We start from the raw sequence: 18,475 nt of genomic DNA, 5'->3' as shown, positions 1-18,475 counted from the left end.
CTTTAATCGGTTGCTGTATAGCTTTGACGTATACTGGAAGCCTTGATCCGAATGGAGAACGGCTCCAGCTACGTCTTTTTTCATTATAAACAAAAGCACCCTATAAGATAGACTTTTTTCAAAGTGCCTATCTTATAGAGTGCAGTTTATCATGGTTGTAGCCTTTAATTATTTTAATAATACTTACTAGATAGAAACTGTTAAATTATTCAATGCATATTCCTCTAACTGTTTGTTATCTATTTTCCCATTAGGTAGAAAAGGAAATTCATCTATACAAATTAGTTTATCTGGATACATATAAGTAGGTAATGCATCAACTATTTCTTTTCTGATGTGACTAGATTTCTCATGAGAATATTGAATAAACAGTATTAAATATGAGCCTTTTCTATCTTCTGTGAAACTGACTACTTTACTCAATATGCCTAGTTCCTCTACGATTCTTTCCATATGGCAGGCATAAAAAGTTGCACCCATCCTATGTATTGCACCGTCACGCCTACCTATTACAAATAGATTCCCATCTATATCAAAATATCCGAAATCCTTCATATCAAGCCAACTGTTTTTTAAGTCTAATTGAACATTACCATTGTTATCGAGGTATCCTTCCATTAGACCGTTCCCTTTCGCATAGATATGTCCTATTTCACCAGGTTTTGATTCATTAAAGCTTTCGTCAAATACTTTGACTGAAAGACCTTCTAAAACCTTTCCAGTTCCATTGTGATTATTTAAATTCGTGGATGTTAAATTACCAGCCTCTGATGATCCATAATAATCAAGTAATGGTATTTTAAAAACTTTTTCAAATTTATTTTTTAATACCTGTGGTACTGGAGCGCCACTAGTGAACCACATACGTATATTATTGCTGATTAAATGAACATTTTCTCTATTTCTCTCTGCAATTTGTACAATTAAATAAGTAGTAGCAATAGTAGCCTCTACTACTGAAATTTTATAATTATTAATAATGGCTGGTAATGTTCTTATACTTTGATAATTACATATTATAATTGTACAACCAACTACCCACCACTGAATAATCATGTTTAATCCCCATATATTAAAAAACGGCACTACAGGTAAAATAACTTCATTTGACTTATATCCCATTCCTATTGCTGTTGAATTCATATTATTGAATAAAGAAGCACCGGATTTGACCATTCCTTTCGGTATACCGGTAGAGCCAGAAGAAAAGAGTATTATAGCATCGGGTCTGTGATACCACTCATGTAATTCTATCTCCATATCGAGAGAGATTTGAATGGTTCCTATACTATTAAATGAAGTCGCTAAGCTAATGTATTTAGGACCATCAAATGCTAAAGGTTCAGCTTCAGTAAGTATCCATTTAGCTTTTGTCTTATTATTTATCATTTTCAAATCAGCGTGGTTAGTATTTAAGTCGAGGAGGACAATTGAACAGTTAATATGCATAAGTGAAAAAAGCGATACCAAAAAAGTGTAGTTATTATTGCAACATAGAATGACTCTGTCTCCTTTAACTATTCCATGATCCAAGAGAACCATTGAATAGCTAATGACATCGTTTTTAAAACGGTTATGAGAATAAACCTGGTTTTCATAAATTATTGAACTATTTTTTTTCTGGGATATATCCATATAAAATACCTCCTTTAAATATAGATATACTAATTTATAGAAATGTTAAATTCTATGGTAAATGACGCAATTATTTGTCAAATGTGAAAATTATGTAAAAGTATAAAATTGCGGTATTCACGTATGGTAAAATTTAGTCACTATAATATACTTTTAGTATATAAAAATACAAATTATAACAAAAGGAGTGTTGAGAAATGGAGAATTTTTTCGATTTTTCAAAACTAAAAGGTTACGAATTAGAAAAATTAATAGATTTAGCATCTAGTTATAAAAGTGGGAAAATTAAAGATCAGCCATTAAAAAATAAAAATATTGGCTTATTATTTAATGTTCCATCTACGCGTACAAGAATCTCTTTCCAAACAGCAATTAAGCATTTAGGAGGGGAACCCTTGACCTATAGTGCTCATGAGCTTCAATTAGCAAATAAAGAAAGTATGAAAGACACGGCTACAGTTATGGGGAAATACTTAGATGGATTAGTAGTCAGATGGTACAACATGAATGATTATGGATATGGACGTAATACATTAGAAGAAATAGCATATAATTCTAATCTTCCTGTAATAAATGCATTAGATGACAAAGATCATCCTTGTCAAATAATGGCTGATATTCTTACCTTAAAAGAAAAATACGGTCAAAATTACAAAAAGAAAAAAGTCTTATTTACTTGGGGTTATGCTGAAAGGAAGAAATCTCCAGGATGTACACACAGTATGTTAACAGCTGCATCATTACTTGGGATGGATCTAAGAATCGCTCACCCTAAAGGGTTTGAGTTAGATGAACAATATTTATCATTCGCTAAACAAACTGCAAAAGAATCAGGGGCGAACTTAGAATTTTCTAATGACTTAGATGAGGCAATAGAAGATGTTGATGTGGTTTATGCAAAGGCTTGGGGTAGCTTGAGCTTGCCTGGCTATGAAGAACAAAGATATAAAAATGAAATTAGAGATAATTGGTTGGTAAATCACGAACGATTTGATAGAGCGAATCAAGATGCTTATTTTATTAATCCATTACCAATTATTAGAGGTGATGAAGCAATTGCAGAAATCATTGACGGACCAAGATCATTGATGTATAACACCGCAGAAAATAGACTCCATGTACAAAAAGCCACACTTGCATCCATTTATTCAAAAGAAAAAATCCTTCAAAAAAATTAAGGTGTCTTTTCCCTTGAATTTACAAACATATTAACTGATTAACAATTATTGGAGGAAATATGATACGACCTTTAAAAATAGCAATAATTGATAGAAACTTGTCACTTATTAATCAAACGCATTTATATCTTAAATCCTGTAATATAAAAATTAATGTTCAATATAGTTTGTATGATGAAGATGAAATATTCGAATTGAATAATTTAGATAAAATTAAACTTGACTTAATTATAATGAGTAATACTAATTTGTCTGCCTTAAAAAAGTTAAGAGAGTTTTTAAAAAAACAACATTTAGTTAATGGTCAAGATAAGCCTATTGTAATTATTTTTGACGATACTGTTGTTAATATCGAAAGAATACATGTAATGTGGGAATTTTCTAATAGCATTATATTAAATAGAAGAAAAGAAGATTTATTATTAGCTATACAAACAGTTTCTAATGGCGGTTTTTATTATTCTAAAGAATTTTCTGGTTATAACGAAAATAAAGGGTATTTTAGAAACAATGTAAACAAGTTACCGTTAACAAAAACTGAAATTTCTGTAGTTAAAGAATTAATTAGAGATAAGACAAATCAGGAGATAGCAAATACTCTCTATATGAGTCGAAGAACAGTAGAATATCATATTACTTCTTGCATTCAGAAATTTGAAGTTAACTCAAGAGTAGGCTTAGCTGTAAAAGCACTTTCTCTTATTGAGCGAGAGTCATATGACTCATTAATAAATGAATTGGTAAAGTAAAAAAGGAGGGACGCTTTAATTGAAAGGACTAATGGTTTCTTTAGTTCCATTTGAAGAGGAAGATGTAGAACTAATTTATAATTGGAGACAATCAGACTTAACTAGTTCACTAATGAGTGGCTCGCTAGATTTTGTATCATTAAATGAAATGAAGGAACAAATTAAGCAAGATAAAACTAGATATGTGGGAGTAAAAACTAATACCGGTAGAAAAATAGGATTTATTTCTTGGCACGAGGTAAAAACGCAAGGAAATTATCAAATTGGTGGTACTATAGGGGATCCATCTATTTGGGATGAAGGCTATGGTGTCGAGGCAACTAAATTAATTATGGATTATTTATTTCATTTTAAAAATGCCCATAGACTACAATTTATAACAGGTCTCTATAATATAAGAACAATTGGGATGTTAATGAAACACACGACTCAAATTGAAGGCATTTTAAGAGATTACTATTTCTTAGATGGTAAATATCATGATGCTGTTATTTGCTCAGTTCTTCGTGATGAATATTATGAATATTACGAGGAGAATCCTGAATTCTACTACAATATATTTGATCCAAAAACGTTAGAGGAAACGAAAGCAAAATTTAAGAGATATTACGAAAATCAAAGAAGCCTTTTCTCTAATTTAGGAGTGTGAAATATAAGTTGAATGGCAAAATTGCTGTAGTCACTGGGGGGTCCCAAGGTATTGGGAGAGCCATAGCCATTAGGTTAGCTGAACTAGGTTCCAAAGTTATAATAACTTATCTTAGCAATCATATTGAAGCAAATAAGACCATAGAAGAAATTAACAATAAATACCAAACTGAATCAAAAGCCTTGCAGTTGGATGTTAGAGATTACAAAAGTGTCGAAGAGGCTTTTAATCAGATATTAAAGGACTATGGAACAATTGATGTTTTAATTAATAATGCTGCTGTAAGTGCAGAAAGAGCATTAGCAATTAATAGTTTAGATAATTGGGATGACATTCTATCAACAAATATCATGGGGACCATTAATTGTATCAAAGCGGTTTCTTTACATATGCTCATGGAGAAAAAAGGGAGTATCACTAACATTTCCTCTATAGCTGGTATTAAAGGTATACCAAAACTAAGTAGTTACTCTGCTAGTAAGGCCGGCATTATAGGACTTACTAGGTCCTTAAGTAAAGAATTTGCAAGTTACAATGTGAGGATAAATGTTGTTGCACCAGGATATATATCAGATACTAGAATGTTCAATCAAATTGAAGAAAAAGATTTATTGGAATATAAAAAACAAATTGACTTAAATAGGTTTGGCCAACCAGAAGAAATTGCAAAGGCTGTATGTTTTATATGTTCAGATGATGCTAGTTACATAACTGGACATACATTAGTTGTTGATGGTGGCTTATCAATTTAATGAGGTTGGTGAATAATTCAGATGGTTAAAAAAGCACTGATATTACCCCCACAAATGACCATACGTACAGGTCATCTAGTAGATTATTATGAACAATTCGAAGAAGTACAACAATACTTTGCAAAAGCCAGTGAGATATTAGGAATTAATTTATATGAGTCATTCTTCTCAGAAAACGAAAAATTAATAAATGAAAGTTATATCGGTAGATGTGGGATTGTTTCTATCACTTGTGGATTACTAAAAAGACTCAATATTGATTTGAATGAATACTCATTCGTCTCCGGTCCAAGTCTAGGTAGCATTACATCTGGTTATATAAGTGGAGCATATAGCTTTGAGACAACCTTAAAGATGATTGTAGCTATGGTTGAGAGTGAGAAATCTGTTTACTCTAATGATAAGTATGGAAATTATATGTTTTATAATATTAGCCAAGAAAAATTATTAGAAATTATGAAGGAAACTAATAATCAAGGTTATTATGTTGCACCATGTATGTTTACTGCAGACAATCAAATGATAATTACTGGAGAATTGGCTGGCTTAGAAAAAATGGGATGGAATGTATTAAAAAGTGGAGGATTAGGAGTTCATATTCCTTATAGCCCTCCTGCACATTCTTCAATGATGGATAGAGTGCGAGATCTCTTTAAACAAAAGTTTATGGACGTAAATGATTTTACAGATCCAGTAATTCCAAACATGTGTAATAATACCGCACTACCTTTATTGCATGGTGAACAGATTAAAGAATCATTAACTGAGCAATATGTTCTACCTGTCAGGTGGACAGATATTCTACATTTGCTAAAGCAAGAAGGAATTGAACAGTTAGACATTATTGGACCTGGAAAATTTCTAGTTAAATCTATGGAATATACAGATGTTTCCTTCGATATAAAGAGTTATTTAGAAATAAAAGATTTTCAATTAGCTAGAAGTTAATAATGGAGGACTATAATGAGTAAATCAGTCTTTTTATTTCCAGGTATGGCTAAATCGAGGTTTAGTGATTTTGAGCGTTTTATACAACAATCTTCAATCGCACAAACGTTATATATAAAGGCAGAAAAATACCTTAATCATCCCTTGCTTAAAAACTTTTCAAATGGGGATAAGTCCATTGTTACTGAACGCTGTGCTTATTTCGTTAACACCCTTGCTTTACTATATGAATTACAAAAGCGTAATAAAGAAATACACCCTGAATATGTGATCGGTTCGAGTTTCGGGATAACCACAGCAGCGGTTTATCTAGGTAGTCTGGGTTTTGAAGATGCACTTAAAATAGTGAGAGACACTGCCATTGTAGAAGATGATTATTTGAGTAATATGGATAAAGAATATTGTACGCATTTTATATATAAATATTCGCTTGGGGATTTAGAAAAACTCATACAAAAATTTAGATCAGAAGGAAAGTGGATAGAAATATCTGTATTTATATCTGATGACCTTATAGGTATAGGATCGACGGTAGAAACCATCAATGAGCTTAAACGCATAATTAAAGTCCAAGGGAAAAGCACTTCTATACACACAGCAGAGTTAAGTCATACTAGTAACCTTAAAGAATTGAGAGATTTGCTAGATAAAGAGGTTTATTCTAAGTATGAATTTTTGGAATTGTCCAAACCTTTTATTTCAGATTTAGATGCAAGAAGTATTACATGTGGAGAAGATTTAAAAGAGGAGATGCTTAAAAGTGTAGATACCCCCGTGAAATTTACACTTGTTCACAAAAAAATGTTAGATGACAATATCAAAGACATTTATGTTATCGGCCCTAGTAACTTCTTTGGAGCTATTTTAAAAAAAGATTTTACAGTTACTAATATTGACCCTTTGAAATTTAGATTGTAATGGGAGGCTAGTGATGATTGATACTACTGTTAAACAACGTAAAAATGTGAACACCTTAATTAGGCCAATAGGAATTTTATCTTCCGGAATGTATGTTCCTAAAAATGAAGTATCTAATAATGATTTAAGTGAAAGCTTAGATACATCTGATGATTGGATTATAACTAAAACAGGAATTAAAACAAGAAGGTTTGTAGATGAGTCTGAGGCAACATCGGATTTGTGTATTGCCGCAGCCAAGGAAGCAATAAAAAATGCTAGTATTTCACCAGAAGAGATTGATGCAATTATTATTGCCTCATTTACTCCAGATCAAATATTACCTTCAACCGCAGTAATTGTTAAAGATGCTCTAGGTATTAAAAATGCGATTACTATAGATATGAATCAAGCTGCTTGCGCCGGTGGGATTTATGGAATATTTTTAGGCACTCATTTACTTCAAAATCCTTCTATTAATAACGTCCTTGTTATAGGTGCAGAGTCATTGTCTAAATACACAAATCCATTTGATAGGACAACACGAGTGTTTTTTGGGGATGCTGCAGGAGCAGTTATTTTGAATTACAAAGAAGATGGCTATAATTTGATGTCCTGGAATTTGGACTCAGAGCTTTCATATAAAGTAGAGATCCCAGCAGGGGGATCAAGAAAGCCTACAAGTATATGGACTGTAGATAATAATGAACACTATATTAAGATGGATGGAAGAACAGTCTGGAACATGGCAACTAAGCATTTACCAAATTCAATTCGTTCGGTTATCAATGATATGGAATTAAGTCCAGACGATATAGACCATTATATTATTCATCAAGCAAATTTAAATATTATAAAAGAGGTATTAAAAGAACTTAATCAACCGGAGCATAAGACCACAATTAATATTGATAAGTATGGCAATACAGGCGCTGCAACGGTATTAACTGTATTACATCAAGCAAGAACAAACAATACCATATCAAATGATGAATCAATGGTTATTGGTGGTATAGGAGCTGGCTTTATATGGGGGGCATTGGGCTTCAGCAAATCAAATTAAAAGGAGGTTGCATTTTGAATCACCTACTAAAAGATACAAATGAGAATGAGACTAACGATAATTTAGTTGAGGAAGATTGTTCTTTATTTGTACCTGATTCGCCCTTTAGTCTACTTATTGGTTAATAAAAATATATTTTAGGAGGAAAATAAAATGGATGAATTAATCAAAGAGAAGGTAATAGAATTATTTGCTGAAGTATATGGAGTAAACCTTAAAGAAGATATTGATGGGGATACAATTTTATTCGGGCCAGATTCTCCATACAACTTGGATTCTATGGATGTTCTAAGAATCATCTCAATCCTAAAGGATGAATACAAATTAGAAATTAACGCAATGCAAATTACTAACTTTAATACTTTAAATAAAATGGTAGATTTTATTAAAACAGCCATGCCACAAGAAGCGAGCTGAAGATTTATTAAATATTATTAAATATTATTAAATTGCCTCTTGTCTAATTTTAGGCAAGAGGCATTATATTGGGAGGCTTATAAATGAATACTGATAATACTATTGTTATGGGAGTGATTGGTCAGGACTGTCACTCAGTAGGAAATAAAGTGCTACACTTCGCATTCAAGGAAAAAGGTTTTGTAGTTCATAACCTAGGTGTACAGTGTTCACAAGAAGATTTAATCAAAGCGGCGAAGGAAGTAAATGCAGATGCAATTGTAGTATCTTCACTATATGGTCATGCTGAATTAGATTGTAGGGGATTTTCTACAAATTGCATAAAAAACGGCTTAAACAATGTATTACTTTATATTGGTGGGAATTTAAGTATTGGTAAAAGTGAATGGGAAGTTATAGAAAGAAAATTTCTAAAGATGGGATTCAATAGAGTTTTTAGTGCATCAGATGACCTAGAATGGGCAATCGACTCCATTTATAATGATATTTCTTTGAGGAAATTTAAACATCCTGTTTCGGTTACGGAGAATAAAGATGCAAGTCAAAAACGTAAAGTTAACTAAAGATCAATTTTATAAGACAAGAAAACAGGTACTAGAAAGTTGGTCTACGGGTAAATCACTTAGTTTAGATGAATCTTTTAGGTATTTAAATAGTTTGCCTGAACATAAATACTTCTCAAAAGTATTAGATAATGCTAAAAGAAATAACAAATTATTACTTCAACCGAGAGGTGGGGTCGCTACACTTCGGGGCCAGAAGACCTTATTAGAAGGATTTATTAAAGCTGGTGCAGATCTAATGCCTGTTACAATTGATAGCTATACGAGGCAAAATGAATACCTTAAAAGTGAGAAAGGTTTAAGTGAGAGCTTAACCACGAAAAAATCAGTCTTAAATGGCTTTCCAGCAGTTAACCATGGTTTAAAAGGTTGTAGGGAATTGAACAATTCAATCACAAAACCATTACAGGCAAGGCATGGTTCGCCAGATGGTAGGCTTCTAGCAGAGATTATCCATGCTTCTGGGTGGACTTCTAATGAGGGTGGAGGTATTTCTTATAATATTCCTTATTCTAAAAATGTTAGTTTAGAAAAAAGTATATACGATTGGCAATACTGTGATAGGTTAGTAGGAATTTATGAAGAAATGGGCATTTCATTGAATAGAGAACCATTTGGGCCTTTAACAGGTACATTAGTGCCGCCAAGTATATCAAATGCAATTGCGATTATAGAAGGGCTATTAGCAGCAGAACAAGGTGTAAAGAATCTAAGCTTAGGATATGGCAGTGTTGGACATATTGTCCAAGATATTGCTGCGATGATTTCATTACGAACTCTAGCAACTGATATATTCAAGAAGTATGGATACACTATAAATCTTTCAACAGTATACCATCAGTGGATGGGCAATTTTCCACGAGAAGAATCAGCAGCTTATTCAGTAATAAATTTAGGATCTCTTACAGCTGTTCTTTCTGCTGCAAATAAAATGATATTAAAAACACCACATGAAGCTGAAGGTATACCTACCCTGGAAGCAAATATGGATGGAATTAGGACTTCTGAACATATGGTGAAAATGATAAGTAGTCAAATTGGAAGTATTAAAATTGATGTAACTGATGAGCTCCAAATTATAAATGAAGAAACAAATCTAATTATAGATAAAGTCTTGGACACTGGAGATGGAGACCTTGTACAAGGAACAATTAAGTCCTTTGCAAATGGAGTATTGGATATTCCATTTGCTCCAAGTATCTATAATCAAGGAAGTGTTATTCCAATAAGGGATCATTTAGGTGCAGTCAGGATATTAGAATTTGGAAACCTACCCTTCAACTCTCATATTAAAAATCTTCATAGAGAAAAGATAAACAAACGAGTAAAAATGGAAAATAGAAAAGCCAATCATGACATGATAGTTAGCGACATATTTTCGATTTCAAATGGGAGTTTTTTTAAGAGAAAATCTCATGAGGTGATGAAGTGTTAATTGAGAAAAAAGATTTTATGTTTACAAGTAACCAAAAAATTGATTTAACGAAAACAGTTATTGATTCTTTTGAAGACCATGTAATGAAGCATCCAAATAGGATAGCTGTTCGCTTTAATAATCACACTATAACGTATAATGACCTAAACATTAAAGCAAACCAACTAGCAAATCTATTAAAAAAAGAAAAAATTAACTTAGAAGAACCAGTGGCAATATGCTTTGATAAATCAATTGCGATGATTACAGCAATCATAGGTATTATTAAAGCTGGCGGATATTATGTACCTTTAGATCCATCATTACCTATGGACCGTTTAACAAAAATCATAAATCAAGTAAACCCTAAATTTTTAATGACTGATAGTAAAAATGAATATAAGTTTAAAAACAATTCTATCATTAAAATTTATAATTTGGAAAAATTAGATTATGATCAATACGGTGAAAGTAACTTATCAACAGAATATACGATTAATAATTTGATTTATACTATTTTTACATCGGGCACTACAGGGGAACCTAAAGGTGTTCAGGTTGAACATAAAAATGTTTTGAATCATCTCCAAGGAATTCTTCAATATATGGAGATCAACAAGCCATTAAATTATACGTTATTAACTACAATTGCCGCTGACTTATCTGTTACTCCTATTTTTGCATCGCTAACAACAGGTGGTTCACTTCATATTATTCCAGAGAGTATGATAACTGACTCTGTTATGTTGAGCAGTTATTGTAGGGTGCATGACATTAACTGTATTAAGTTGGTGCCTTCACATATGGAAGCTCTATTATATGGGAAAAATAAATCAATGTTTATACCTGAATACATAATTTTAGGTGGAGAACAATTAAAGTGGAGCCTTGTTGAAAAAATCAAAGAAATTAACTCTACCTGTAAAATTTTTAACCATTATGGACCAACTGAAGTAACTGTAGGTGTAATGGCAAATGATGTGGATAATATAGAACGAAAAGGTAGTGTAATTCCATTAGGTCAACCTTACGGCCGCTCAGCTATTTTATTATTAGACGAAGATATGTATCCTGTAGAAAAAGGTAAAGTTGGAGAAATTTATATAACTGGTTTGGGGATTACTCGAGGATATTATAAAAACGATTCATTAACAGATTCAAAATATAAACCTAACTGTTTTCAAGAAGGATATAATGAGTCAATTTTATATAAAACTGGCGATTTAGCAAGAGTGGATGATTGTAATCAATTAGTATTTGTAAGTAGAGTAGATCACCAAGTAAAGATCCGGGGTTTTAGAGTTGAATTAAATGAAATACAAGCCCAAATAGATAAGATAATTTCCATACAAGACAGCGTAGTTATTTCAAGAATTAATAAAAATAATGAAACGATACTTCGAGCAGTAATTGTTTTCCAAAAGGGAAGCAAAAGAAATTTAGATGAAGTAAAAGAAATACTTTCAAAGAAATTGCCTAATTATATGTTACCTCAAGAATACCTGGTACTAGAGTCTCTACCACTTAATAAAAATGGTAAAGTGGATAGACAATATTTAACCAATTATAAAATTTCAAATTTAGAAACCTCCAACGTAGTTCAGATGAATGAGATTGAGAGTAAAATCAATTCAATTTGGCAGGAAATATTAGATATAAATAGCATTGCAATCGATGTATCTTTTTTTGAAATCGGTGGAAACTCTTTAAATGCAGTAAAACTATTAGGTGAAATTGAAGAAGCTTTCAATATTAATATTAATATAAGTGATATTTTTGAGATGAATACCATTGAAAGGCTTGCTAAGTTTATCGAAAAGAAGGAAGAAAAAGATGAAGCTAACCTGTTAAGTAAGACGCTTAAGAAAAGATTAGTAGCCTCTTCTCAACAAAAAAGATTATGGTTTTGGGATAAACTAGAAATCAGTAATCATTTATATAACATTCCATACAAACTAAAGTTAAAAGGTAAAATAGATCCAAGTATACTTCAGGACGCTACAAAATTGCTATGTGATAAACATGAGATATTAAGAACTAGAATTTTTGAGTCGGACGGTACAGCTTTACAAGAAATTGTAGATAACCTTGACAAAGTGCCATTTCAATTTGTTGATTGGGGAAAAAATTCAGCCACCTTAGATCCTGTCTTGATTGAAAAATCAAAAAGAAAGTTCGATTTGTCTAAAGCCCCCTTATTTGAAATTAAACTATATAAGGTAGGTACTGACGAATATATATTATTTCTTAACTTTCATCATATTATATTTGATGATTGGTCTTTTAATATTTTCATTGATGATTTATTTACAACTTATAATTCGATACAAACTGACAATAAAAATAGAATAGACGCAAATCATACTTTTCAATATAAGGATTATACTTTATGGCACAAAAAATATTTAGAGCATAATCGAGATGATTTAATAAGATATTGGACAAATCTATTAAAAGGGAATCTAGAGAAAGTTAAATTTGCAAATCATAAGATTAATTCAGATATTAATTTCCAAGGTGATTTTTTCAAATTCGCAATCCCTCAAAAGCAAGTCGAAATCATAAACAGTATTTCAAAAGAAACAGGTACAACCAAATTCATGGTACTAATGAGTGTGTTTCAACTTTTACTTTATAAATATACAAAGCAAAATGATGTAATTGTTGGTGCACCTGTTGCAGGAAGACCTAGCAGAAATTTCGAGAATGTACTTGGTTTTTTTGTAAACACATTACCTTGGAGATCACAACTTGATGATGATTTAACATTTAGAGAGCTTCTTTACCATATTCAAAATCAAAGTATAAATAACTTAAAAAATGCTCATTTACCTTTTGAAAATATAGTTAATGAAGTGAGAGAAGGAATCGATCAGAGCCTTACACCAATCATTAATATAATGATGGCACTTCAAAATACTCCTAAATATAATAAAGAACAGTTAAATTTCATTGAAGGGTTACCTGAAAAAGTTAACAATTATTCATCTAAGTACGATCTTACATTATTCTTAGATGAAGATGGGAGTACCCTATCTGGTAGATGGGAGTATAAAACAGACCTTTTTACTAAGGATATGATCTGCCAATTAACCAATCACTTTTTTGAAATCCTAAGTAGTATCCAAAAAAGTACATTGGACAGTAAAATAGGTGAGATTAATACGCTTAATAAAAATGAAAGAGAACGGCTGTTGGACAAGGGAACTGCGAAAAGAATTCCCCAAAATGTAGGTTTGCATAATTTGTTTGAGGAGCAGGCATTAAAAACCCCACACAATATAGCTGTTACATTCGGTGATAAGAATATTAGCTATGAAGAGCTAGAAAAAAAATCTACATGCTTAAGTAAATTGTTGAAGAACATGGGTATTAGTCGAAATGATATAGTTGCTATTAAAATTGAACGTTCACTTGATTTGATCATTGGATTACTTGGCATCTTAAAAGCAGGTGGCGCTTATTTACCGATAGACAGCAGTATGCCAACAGAAAGGGTCAATGAAATAGTAGGAGACTCAAAAGCAAAATTATTACTACTATCAGGATGTAAGGAAGATGATGCAGTCGATACAAATATCTCCATACTTGATATTAAACAACTAAACTTAGATATATCTTCAGAACTTGATGATTGCAAAGTTGAGATAAAACCTACAGACCTAGTTTCTGTTTACTATACCTCTGGTTCTACTGGGAAACCAAAAGGTGTTGCTAATAATCATAGCGGCTGGATTAATAGAATGTTATGGATGCAAAATTATCATAATTTGAAATCGGATGAAACTGTCTTACAAAAAACAACATTATCTTTTGATGATGCAGCAGTTGAAATATTTTGGCCATTAATTGTAGGAGCAAGAGTCGCACTTATGCAACCTGAAGAACATAAAGATCCGCACGCCATTATTGAAGATTCTATAAAATATAATGTTTCGATACTGCATTTTGTCCCGAGTATGTTAAAACTTTTCATAGATTTAATTCATGAAGAAGAGATAGTAAAGCTAAAGAATTTACGTGCAATTATCTCTAGTGGGGAGGCATTATCATCATCTTTAGTTAAAGATCTATTCAAGAAAATGGATGTCAGGTTATTTAACTCATGGGGAGCTACTGAGGTATCTATTGATTCTACTTGCTATGAATGTACTGCTCAAGACGGTCATAACAACGGAATTATTTCAGTAGGTAAACCAATAGATAATAATTACATCTATGTACTTGATAAAAACTTGAAACCTGTTCCCTATGGGGTTATTGGAGATTTATATATAGGTGGTATTGGATTAGCAAATGGCTATTTAAACGACCTAGAAAAAACAAATAAAAGCTTCATTAATAATCCATATAATTTAGAAGAGAAAATCTATCGTACAGGTGATCAAGGCTATTTAAATTTCGATGGAAATTTAATGTTTACCGGCAGAGAAGATTCACAAGTTAAAGTGAGAGGTATGCGTGTAGAGCTGGGTGAAATTGAAAGCTCACTTAAAGAGTTTAGTGAAATAAAAGATGCAGTCGTTTATTTTGATAAATCAAATAACAAAAATACACTAGTAGGATATATCATTTCGAGTTCTTACTTTGAAAATAAGAGTTTATATACTTTTCTAAGTAAAAAACTTCCTGATTATATGATTCCTCAATATATCGTTTACTTAGACGGATTTCCAATGAATAAAAATGGGAAATTAGATTATAAAGCTTTACCTAAACCAAATAAGGAAAATCTTTTCAGCCATGTTGGTTATGTACCACCAACTAATAAAATAGAAAAAGAGATATCAACTATCTGGTCGGAAATGTTAGCTATAGAAGAAGTAGGTGTAGAAAGTAACTTCTTTAAGATTGGTGGACACTCCTTGCTAGGTGTCAAAATTATATCGAGAATAAATAAAACTTTTAATGCTGAGTTACGACTTAGAGATATATTTGAGACTCCTACTATTAGGGAAATGGCTTTTAAGATTGACAATAGGGTTATCAACAATGAAGAAGCATTAGATAAGGGAGACAACAAATTTAAACCATTGTCGTTTGCTCAAGAAAGAATATGGTTTTTATATCAACTTCATCCAGAAGACTATAACTACCATATGCCCTATTCATTAAAAATAAAAGGGAAATTAGATATCGATTTATTAATTGAAAGTGTTACAAAGATTATAGTTGAGAATGAAATATTAAGATCTAACTTCAGAATAAACAATGGTAAACCATACACGTTGGTTAAAAACATAGAAAAAGTAGATTTTGTGATAGAACAGGTTGATGAAAATTACGATAAAGATGAATTTAGCAAGAAAATATTAAATGAAATTTTAACTAAGCCATTTAACTTAAAGACAGATATGCCCTATAGAATAAAGCTATTAAAGTTTAGTGAAACAGAACATCTTCTTTTAATAGTTTTCCATCATATAGTTATTGATGGTCTTTCGTTAGAATATTTCGAGAATGAATTATTCGGGAATTACAATCAATTGAAACTAGGGAATAAATTAAATAATAAGAACCCAATCGCTTATTCAGAGTATGCAAGAGAACAGATTATTAATACTCATTCTTCATCCTATAAAAAGCAACTCGACTATTGGAAGATGAAGCTAAGTGGTGATTTAATTAAGAGCAAATTTCCTGTCGATGATTATAATACTGCTCATAATCACCTTAGTAAACAAATTGATTTTACATTCTCAAGTAAGTCCTATAATAATATTCAAGAGATTAGCAATCAGAATGCAGCATCTCACTTTACAATAATTGTTTCAGCTTTAAATATATTACTTCATAGAATGAATGGGCAAAATGATTTGATTTTAGGAACTCCCGTTATTGATCGTTCAAGAAAGTGGGAAAACGCAATTGGATTATTTTTAAATACATTACCTTTAAGAACGTATATACAAAATGACCAAACGATAACTGAGGTGGTTGAACAAACAAATAAAGTAATTACAGAATTATTTGTAAATCAAGATATTTCTTTCGAAAAAATTGTAGAAGAAATTCAACCCTCTAGGACAACGAATTCTAATCCTATATTCGACATTTTAGTAAATTATATAAATTATGATCAGAATTCAAATGAATTAATAGAATTAGGAATAGAAAGGAAGAAATTGCACGAAACCAAAGCAAAATTCCTTATCACGTTCTATTTTATTGATAAAGGAGATTCTCTTGAGTTAAAGATAGTTTTTCAAAATAACAAGATTCATGAAACCCGTATACAGGCATTTGTTCAACAATTTAATACTTTATGTGAATCTTTAATTGAACAAAGAAATAATCGTATAGGTCGTATTAATCTAGATAAATTTAGTTATCATCCTAATAATAGTTTTTACAATGAAAACTTTAATGAGACATTTTTAAGTACCTTAAAAGGCTCCATAGAGGCAAACTTAAGATCAATTGCCATTGAAGAGAAAAATGGAATATGGACATATAAGGATGTACTATCATATGCAAACGAATTTACAAAAGCATTTCGCGAATTAAATCTAACTATCGGAGACAGAATAGCCATTTATGGAAAGAGCTCTTTTAAATACATAACTAGTATTATAAGTATGTTAATGAATGGTTATGTGTTTGTTCCTATTAATGTAGATACGCCAATCAATAGAATTAACAATATTTTAGAAGAGGCAAATGCAAAATTATTTATCGACTTTGAACATTTATTGTCCTCTACTCAAAGAAATAAAATAAATGTACAGTATCTATCACCAGATATCTCTACCTCTATTAAGAGTGATAGCGTAAATGAGCTATTAATAAATCCGTTAGTGAAAAAGGGCTCCGAAGCTTATGTTTATTTTACATCTGGGTCAACGGGTAAGCCAAAAGGTATTATAGGTAATCAAAAAGGTTTAAATCACTTTTTAAGTTGGCAAAAAAATGAGTTTGATATTAAATCTAGTGATAGATTTGCTCAATTCACAAATCCTGCTTTTGATGTCTACTTACGGGATGTATTTTTACCTTTAATAAGTGGAGCTACCCTTTGCTTACCGAATTCCAATGACAATGAAATTGAGTGGTTAAAGAATAAAAAGATCACCGTTATTCATGCAGTCCCTTCATTATTAAAAAGATGGATTGCATCCACTAATGCAAAAAGTTTAGATATTAGGCTGACATTCTTTGCTGGAGAACCACTTAGCTACAAATTAGCTACACAATGGAAAAATATCATTTCAAAAGATACTGAAATTGTAAACTTATATGGTCCATCTGAAACAACGTTAGCTAAATGTTTCCATAGGGTAGGAAATAATGAAGAAAGCTTATCTATTGTTCCAATTGGTAAGCCAATAAATAATACTGAAATATTAATTATTAATGATCAAAATGCTCTCTGTGCAATAAACGAACCGGGAGAAATTGTGATTAAGACTCAGTATAGAAGTAATGGGTATATTAACAAATATAATGATACTTTTAAAATTAACCCATTATCTCAGGAGTATGACGATTTAGTCTATTATACTGGTGATATTGGTAGATATCATCCAAATGGCTTTATTGAATATTTGGGTAGAAAGGATTTCCAGGTTAAGTTAAATGGAGTTAGGATTGATTTAAATGAAATTGAATATTTCTTAAATCAATACCCAGCAATTAAAAGTTCAGTAGTGGTTAAAGTCAATGATAATGATAGAGAATATTTATTATCCTATATTGTGACACATGAGAATACGAATGTTGATGAGTATGAAATCAGAAGATACTTACTAGAAAATATTCCAGTTGCAATGGTACCAAGCAGAATGATGCTGTTAAATGAATTACCTATTAATGCAAATGGGAAAATAGATAGAAAACAACTACCAGAAGTAAAATGGAATGAAGTTTTTAGTGAGAACTTCATTCCTTTAGAAGAAACTGAACTTCAGGTAGCTGAGTTTTGGCGAAGAATTCTCCATACGAATGTTGATATTTCTAAAAATGATGACTTCTTTGTATTAGGAGGACATTCATTATTAGCTATTCAATTATTAATAGAATTAAATGAGGCATACAACACTAATATTAAACTAATAAGTTTGTTCGAAAATCCTACACTGAAGTTAATGAGCCAATTGATTAAAAAGCATACTCTAAATAATAATGAAATTGAAAAAACTGATAATAAGATATATAGGGCTGCTAGAGTTCCTATCAGAAAGTAAACTCCGTTTTTGTAAGTAATAGCAGTT

At 31.2% G+C, this 18,475-nt stretch carries 12 protein-coding genes; 11 read left to right on the top strand and 1 reads right to left on the bottom strand.

The features are described 5' to 3' along the window. Positions 1-186: 186 nt before the first annotated feature. Positions 187-1,635 carry a class I adenylate-forming enzyme family protein gene (locus CWS20_RS13415; RefSeq protein WP_066193331.1) on the bottom strand — a complete coding sequence of 483 codons (1,449 nt, stop codon included), beginning with the start codon at positions 1,633-1,635 and terminating at the stop codon, positions 187-189. A 197-nt stretch (positions 1,636-1,832) separates the two neighbouring features. Here CWS20_RS13415 and CWS20_RS13410 point away from each other — a divergent pair, with 197 nt between their 5' ends. The 11 genes from CWS20_RS13410 (at position 1,833) to CWS20_RS13360 (ending at position 18,448) form a co-directional block, all read left to right on the top strand. Further along, entirely contained in the window at positions 1,833-2,813 is a 981-nt protein-coding gene (locus tag CWS20_RS13410; protein WP_066193332.1) for an ornithine carbamoyltransferase, read from the top strand. A gap of 59 nt (positions 2,814-2,872) precedes the next feature. Beyond that, positions 2,873-3,562, top strand: coding sequence for a helix-turn-helix transcriptional regulator (locus CWS20_RS13405; protein WP_066193334.1), 690 nt, complete (start codon positions 2,873-2,875; stop codon positions 3,560-3,562). A 19-nt stretch (positions 3,563-3,581) separates the two neighbouring features. Continuing rightward, positions 3,582-4,211 carry a GNAT family N-acetyltransferase gene (locus CWS20_RS13400; RefSeq protein ID WP_066193335.1) on the top strand — a complete coding sequence of 210 codons (630 nt, stop codon included), beginning with the start codon at positions 3,582-3,584 and terminating at the stop codon, positions 4,209-4,211. 8 nt (positions 4,212-4,219) lie between these two features. Next, the gene (locus CWS20_RS13395) at positions 4,220-4,963 is read left to right on the top strand and encodes an SDR family NAD(P)-dependent oxidoreductase (protein WP_066193337.1); all 744 of its coding nucleotides are present in this window, start codon (positions 4,220-4,222) and stop codon (positions 4,961-4,963) included. Between the two features lie 21 nt (positions 4,964-4,984). Continuing rightward, entirely contained in the window at positions 4,985-5,911 is a 927-nt protein-coding gene (locus CWS20_RS13390; protein ID WP_066193338.1) for an ACP S-malonyltransferase, read from the top strand. 15 nt (positions 5,912-5,926) lie between these two features. Continuing rightward, the gene (locus CWS20_RS13385) at positions 5,927-6,829 is read left to right on the top strand and encodes an ACP S-malonyltransferase (protein ID WP_066193340.1); all 903 of its coding nucleotides are present in this window, start codon (positions 5,927-5,929) and stop codon (positions 6,827-6,829) included. Positions 6,830-6,842: 13 nt separating this feature from the next. After that, positions 6,843-7,871, top strand: a complete 1,029-nt coding sequence (locus tag CWS20_RS13380; protein WP_066193342.1) for a 3-oxoacyl-ACP synthase III family protein — start codon at positions 6,843-6,845, stop codon at positions 7,869-7,871. A gap of 153 nt (positions 7,872-8,024) precedes the next feature. Continuing rightward, positions 8,025-8,288: an acyl carrier protein gene (locus tag CWS20_RS13375; protein WP_066193344.1), complete on the top strand. Its 264-nt coding sequence runs from the start codon at positions 8,025-8,027 to the stop codon at positions 8,286-8,288. An 83-nt stretch (positions 8,289-8,371) separates the two neighbouring features. After that, positions 8,372-8,851: a methylaspartate mutase subunit S gene (glmS, locus tag CWS20_RS13370; protein ID WP_066193346.1), complete on the top strand. Its 480-nt coding sequence runs from the start codon at positions 8,372-8,374 to the stop codon at positions 8,849-8,851. Beyond that, positions 8,823-10,286, top strand: coding sequence for a methylaspartate mutase subunit E (locus CWS20_RS13365; RefSeq protein WP_066193348.1), 1,464 nt, complete (start codon positions 8,823-8,825; stop codon positions 10,284-10,286). Before glmS ends, CWS20_RS13365 begins: the two co-directional genes overlap by 29 nt. After that, positions 10,280-18,448 carry a non-ribosomal peptide synthetase gene (locus tag CWS20_RS13360; RefSeq protein ID WP_066193350.1) on the top strand — a complete coding sequence of 2,723 codons (8,169 nt, stop codon included), beginning with the start codon at positions 10,280-10,282 and terminating at the stop codon, positions 18,446-18,448. Before CWS20_RS13365 ends, CWS20_RS13360 begins: the two co-directional genes overlap by 7 nt. Positions 18,449-18,475: the final 27 nt, after the last annotated feature.

The organism is Cytobacillus horneckiae (assembly GCF_002835735.1).
GTDB lineage: Bacteria > Bacillota > Bacilli > Bacillales > Cytobacillaceae > Cytobacillus > Cytobacillus horneckiae.
Note: the sequence above shows the minus strand (reverse complement) of the source record. Positions and strands in the feature narration are given on the sequence as shown.

Coding starts and splice junctions, on each gene's coding strand:
- CWS20_RS13415 (WP_066193331.1), bottom strand. CDS start 1,635: ATGGATATATCCCAGAAAAAAAATAGTTCAATAATTTATGAAAACCAG.
- CWS20_RS13410 (WP_066193332.1), top strand. CDS start 1,833: ATGGAGAATTTTTTCGATTTTTCAAAACTAAAAGGTTACGAATTAGAA.
- CWS20_RS13405 (WP_066193334.1), top strand. CDS start 2,873: ATGATACGACCTTTAAAAATAGCAATAATTGATAGAAACTTGTCACTT.
- CWS20_RS13390 (WP_066193338.1), top strand. CDS start 4,985: ATGGTTAAAAAAGCACTGATATTACCCCCACAAATGACCATACGTACA.
- CWS20_RS13385 (WP_066193340.1), top strand. CDS start 5,927: ATGAGTAAATCAGTCTTTTTATTTCCAGGTATGGCTAAATCGAGGTTT.
- CWS20_RS13380 (WP_066193342.1), top strand. CDS start 6,843: ATGATTGATACTACTGTTAAACAACGTAAAAATGTGAACACCTTAATT.
- CWS20_RS13375 (WP_066193344.1), top strand. CDS start 8,025: ATGGATGAATTAATCAAAGAGAAGGTAATAGAATTATTTGCTGAAGTA.
- glmS (WP_066193346.1), top strand. CDS start 8,372: ATGAATACTGATAATACTATTGTTATGGGAGTGATTGGTCAGGACTGT.
- CWS20_RS13365 (WP_066193348.1), top strand. CDS start 8,823: ATGCAAGTCAAAAACGTAAAGTTAACTAAAGATCAATTTTATAAGACA.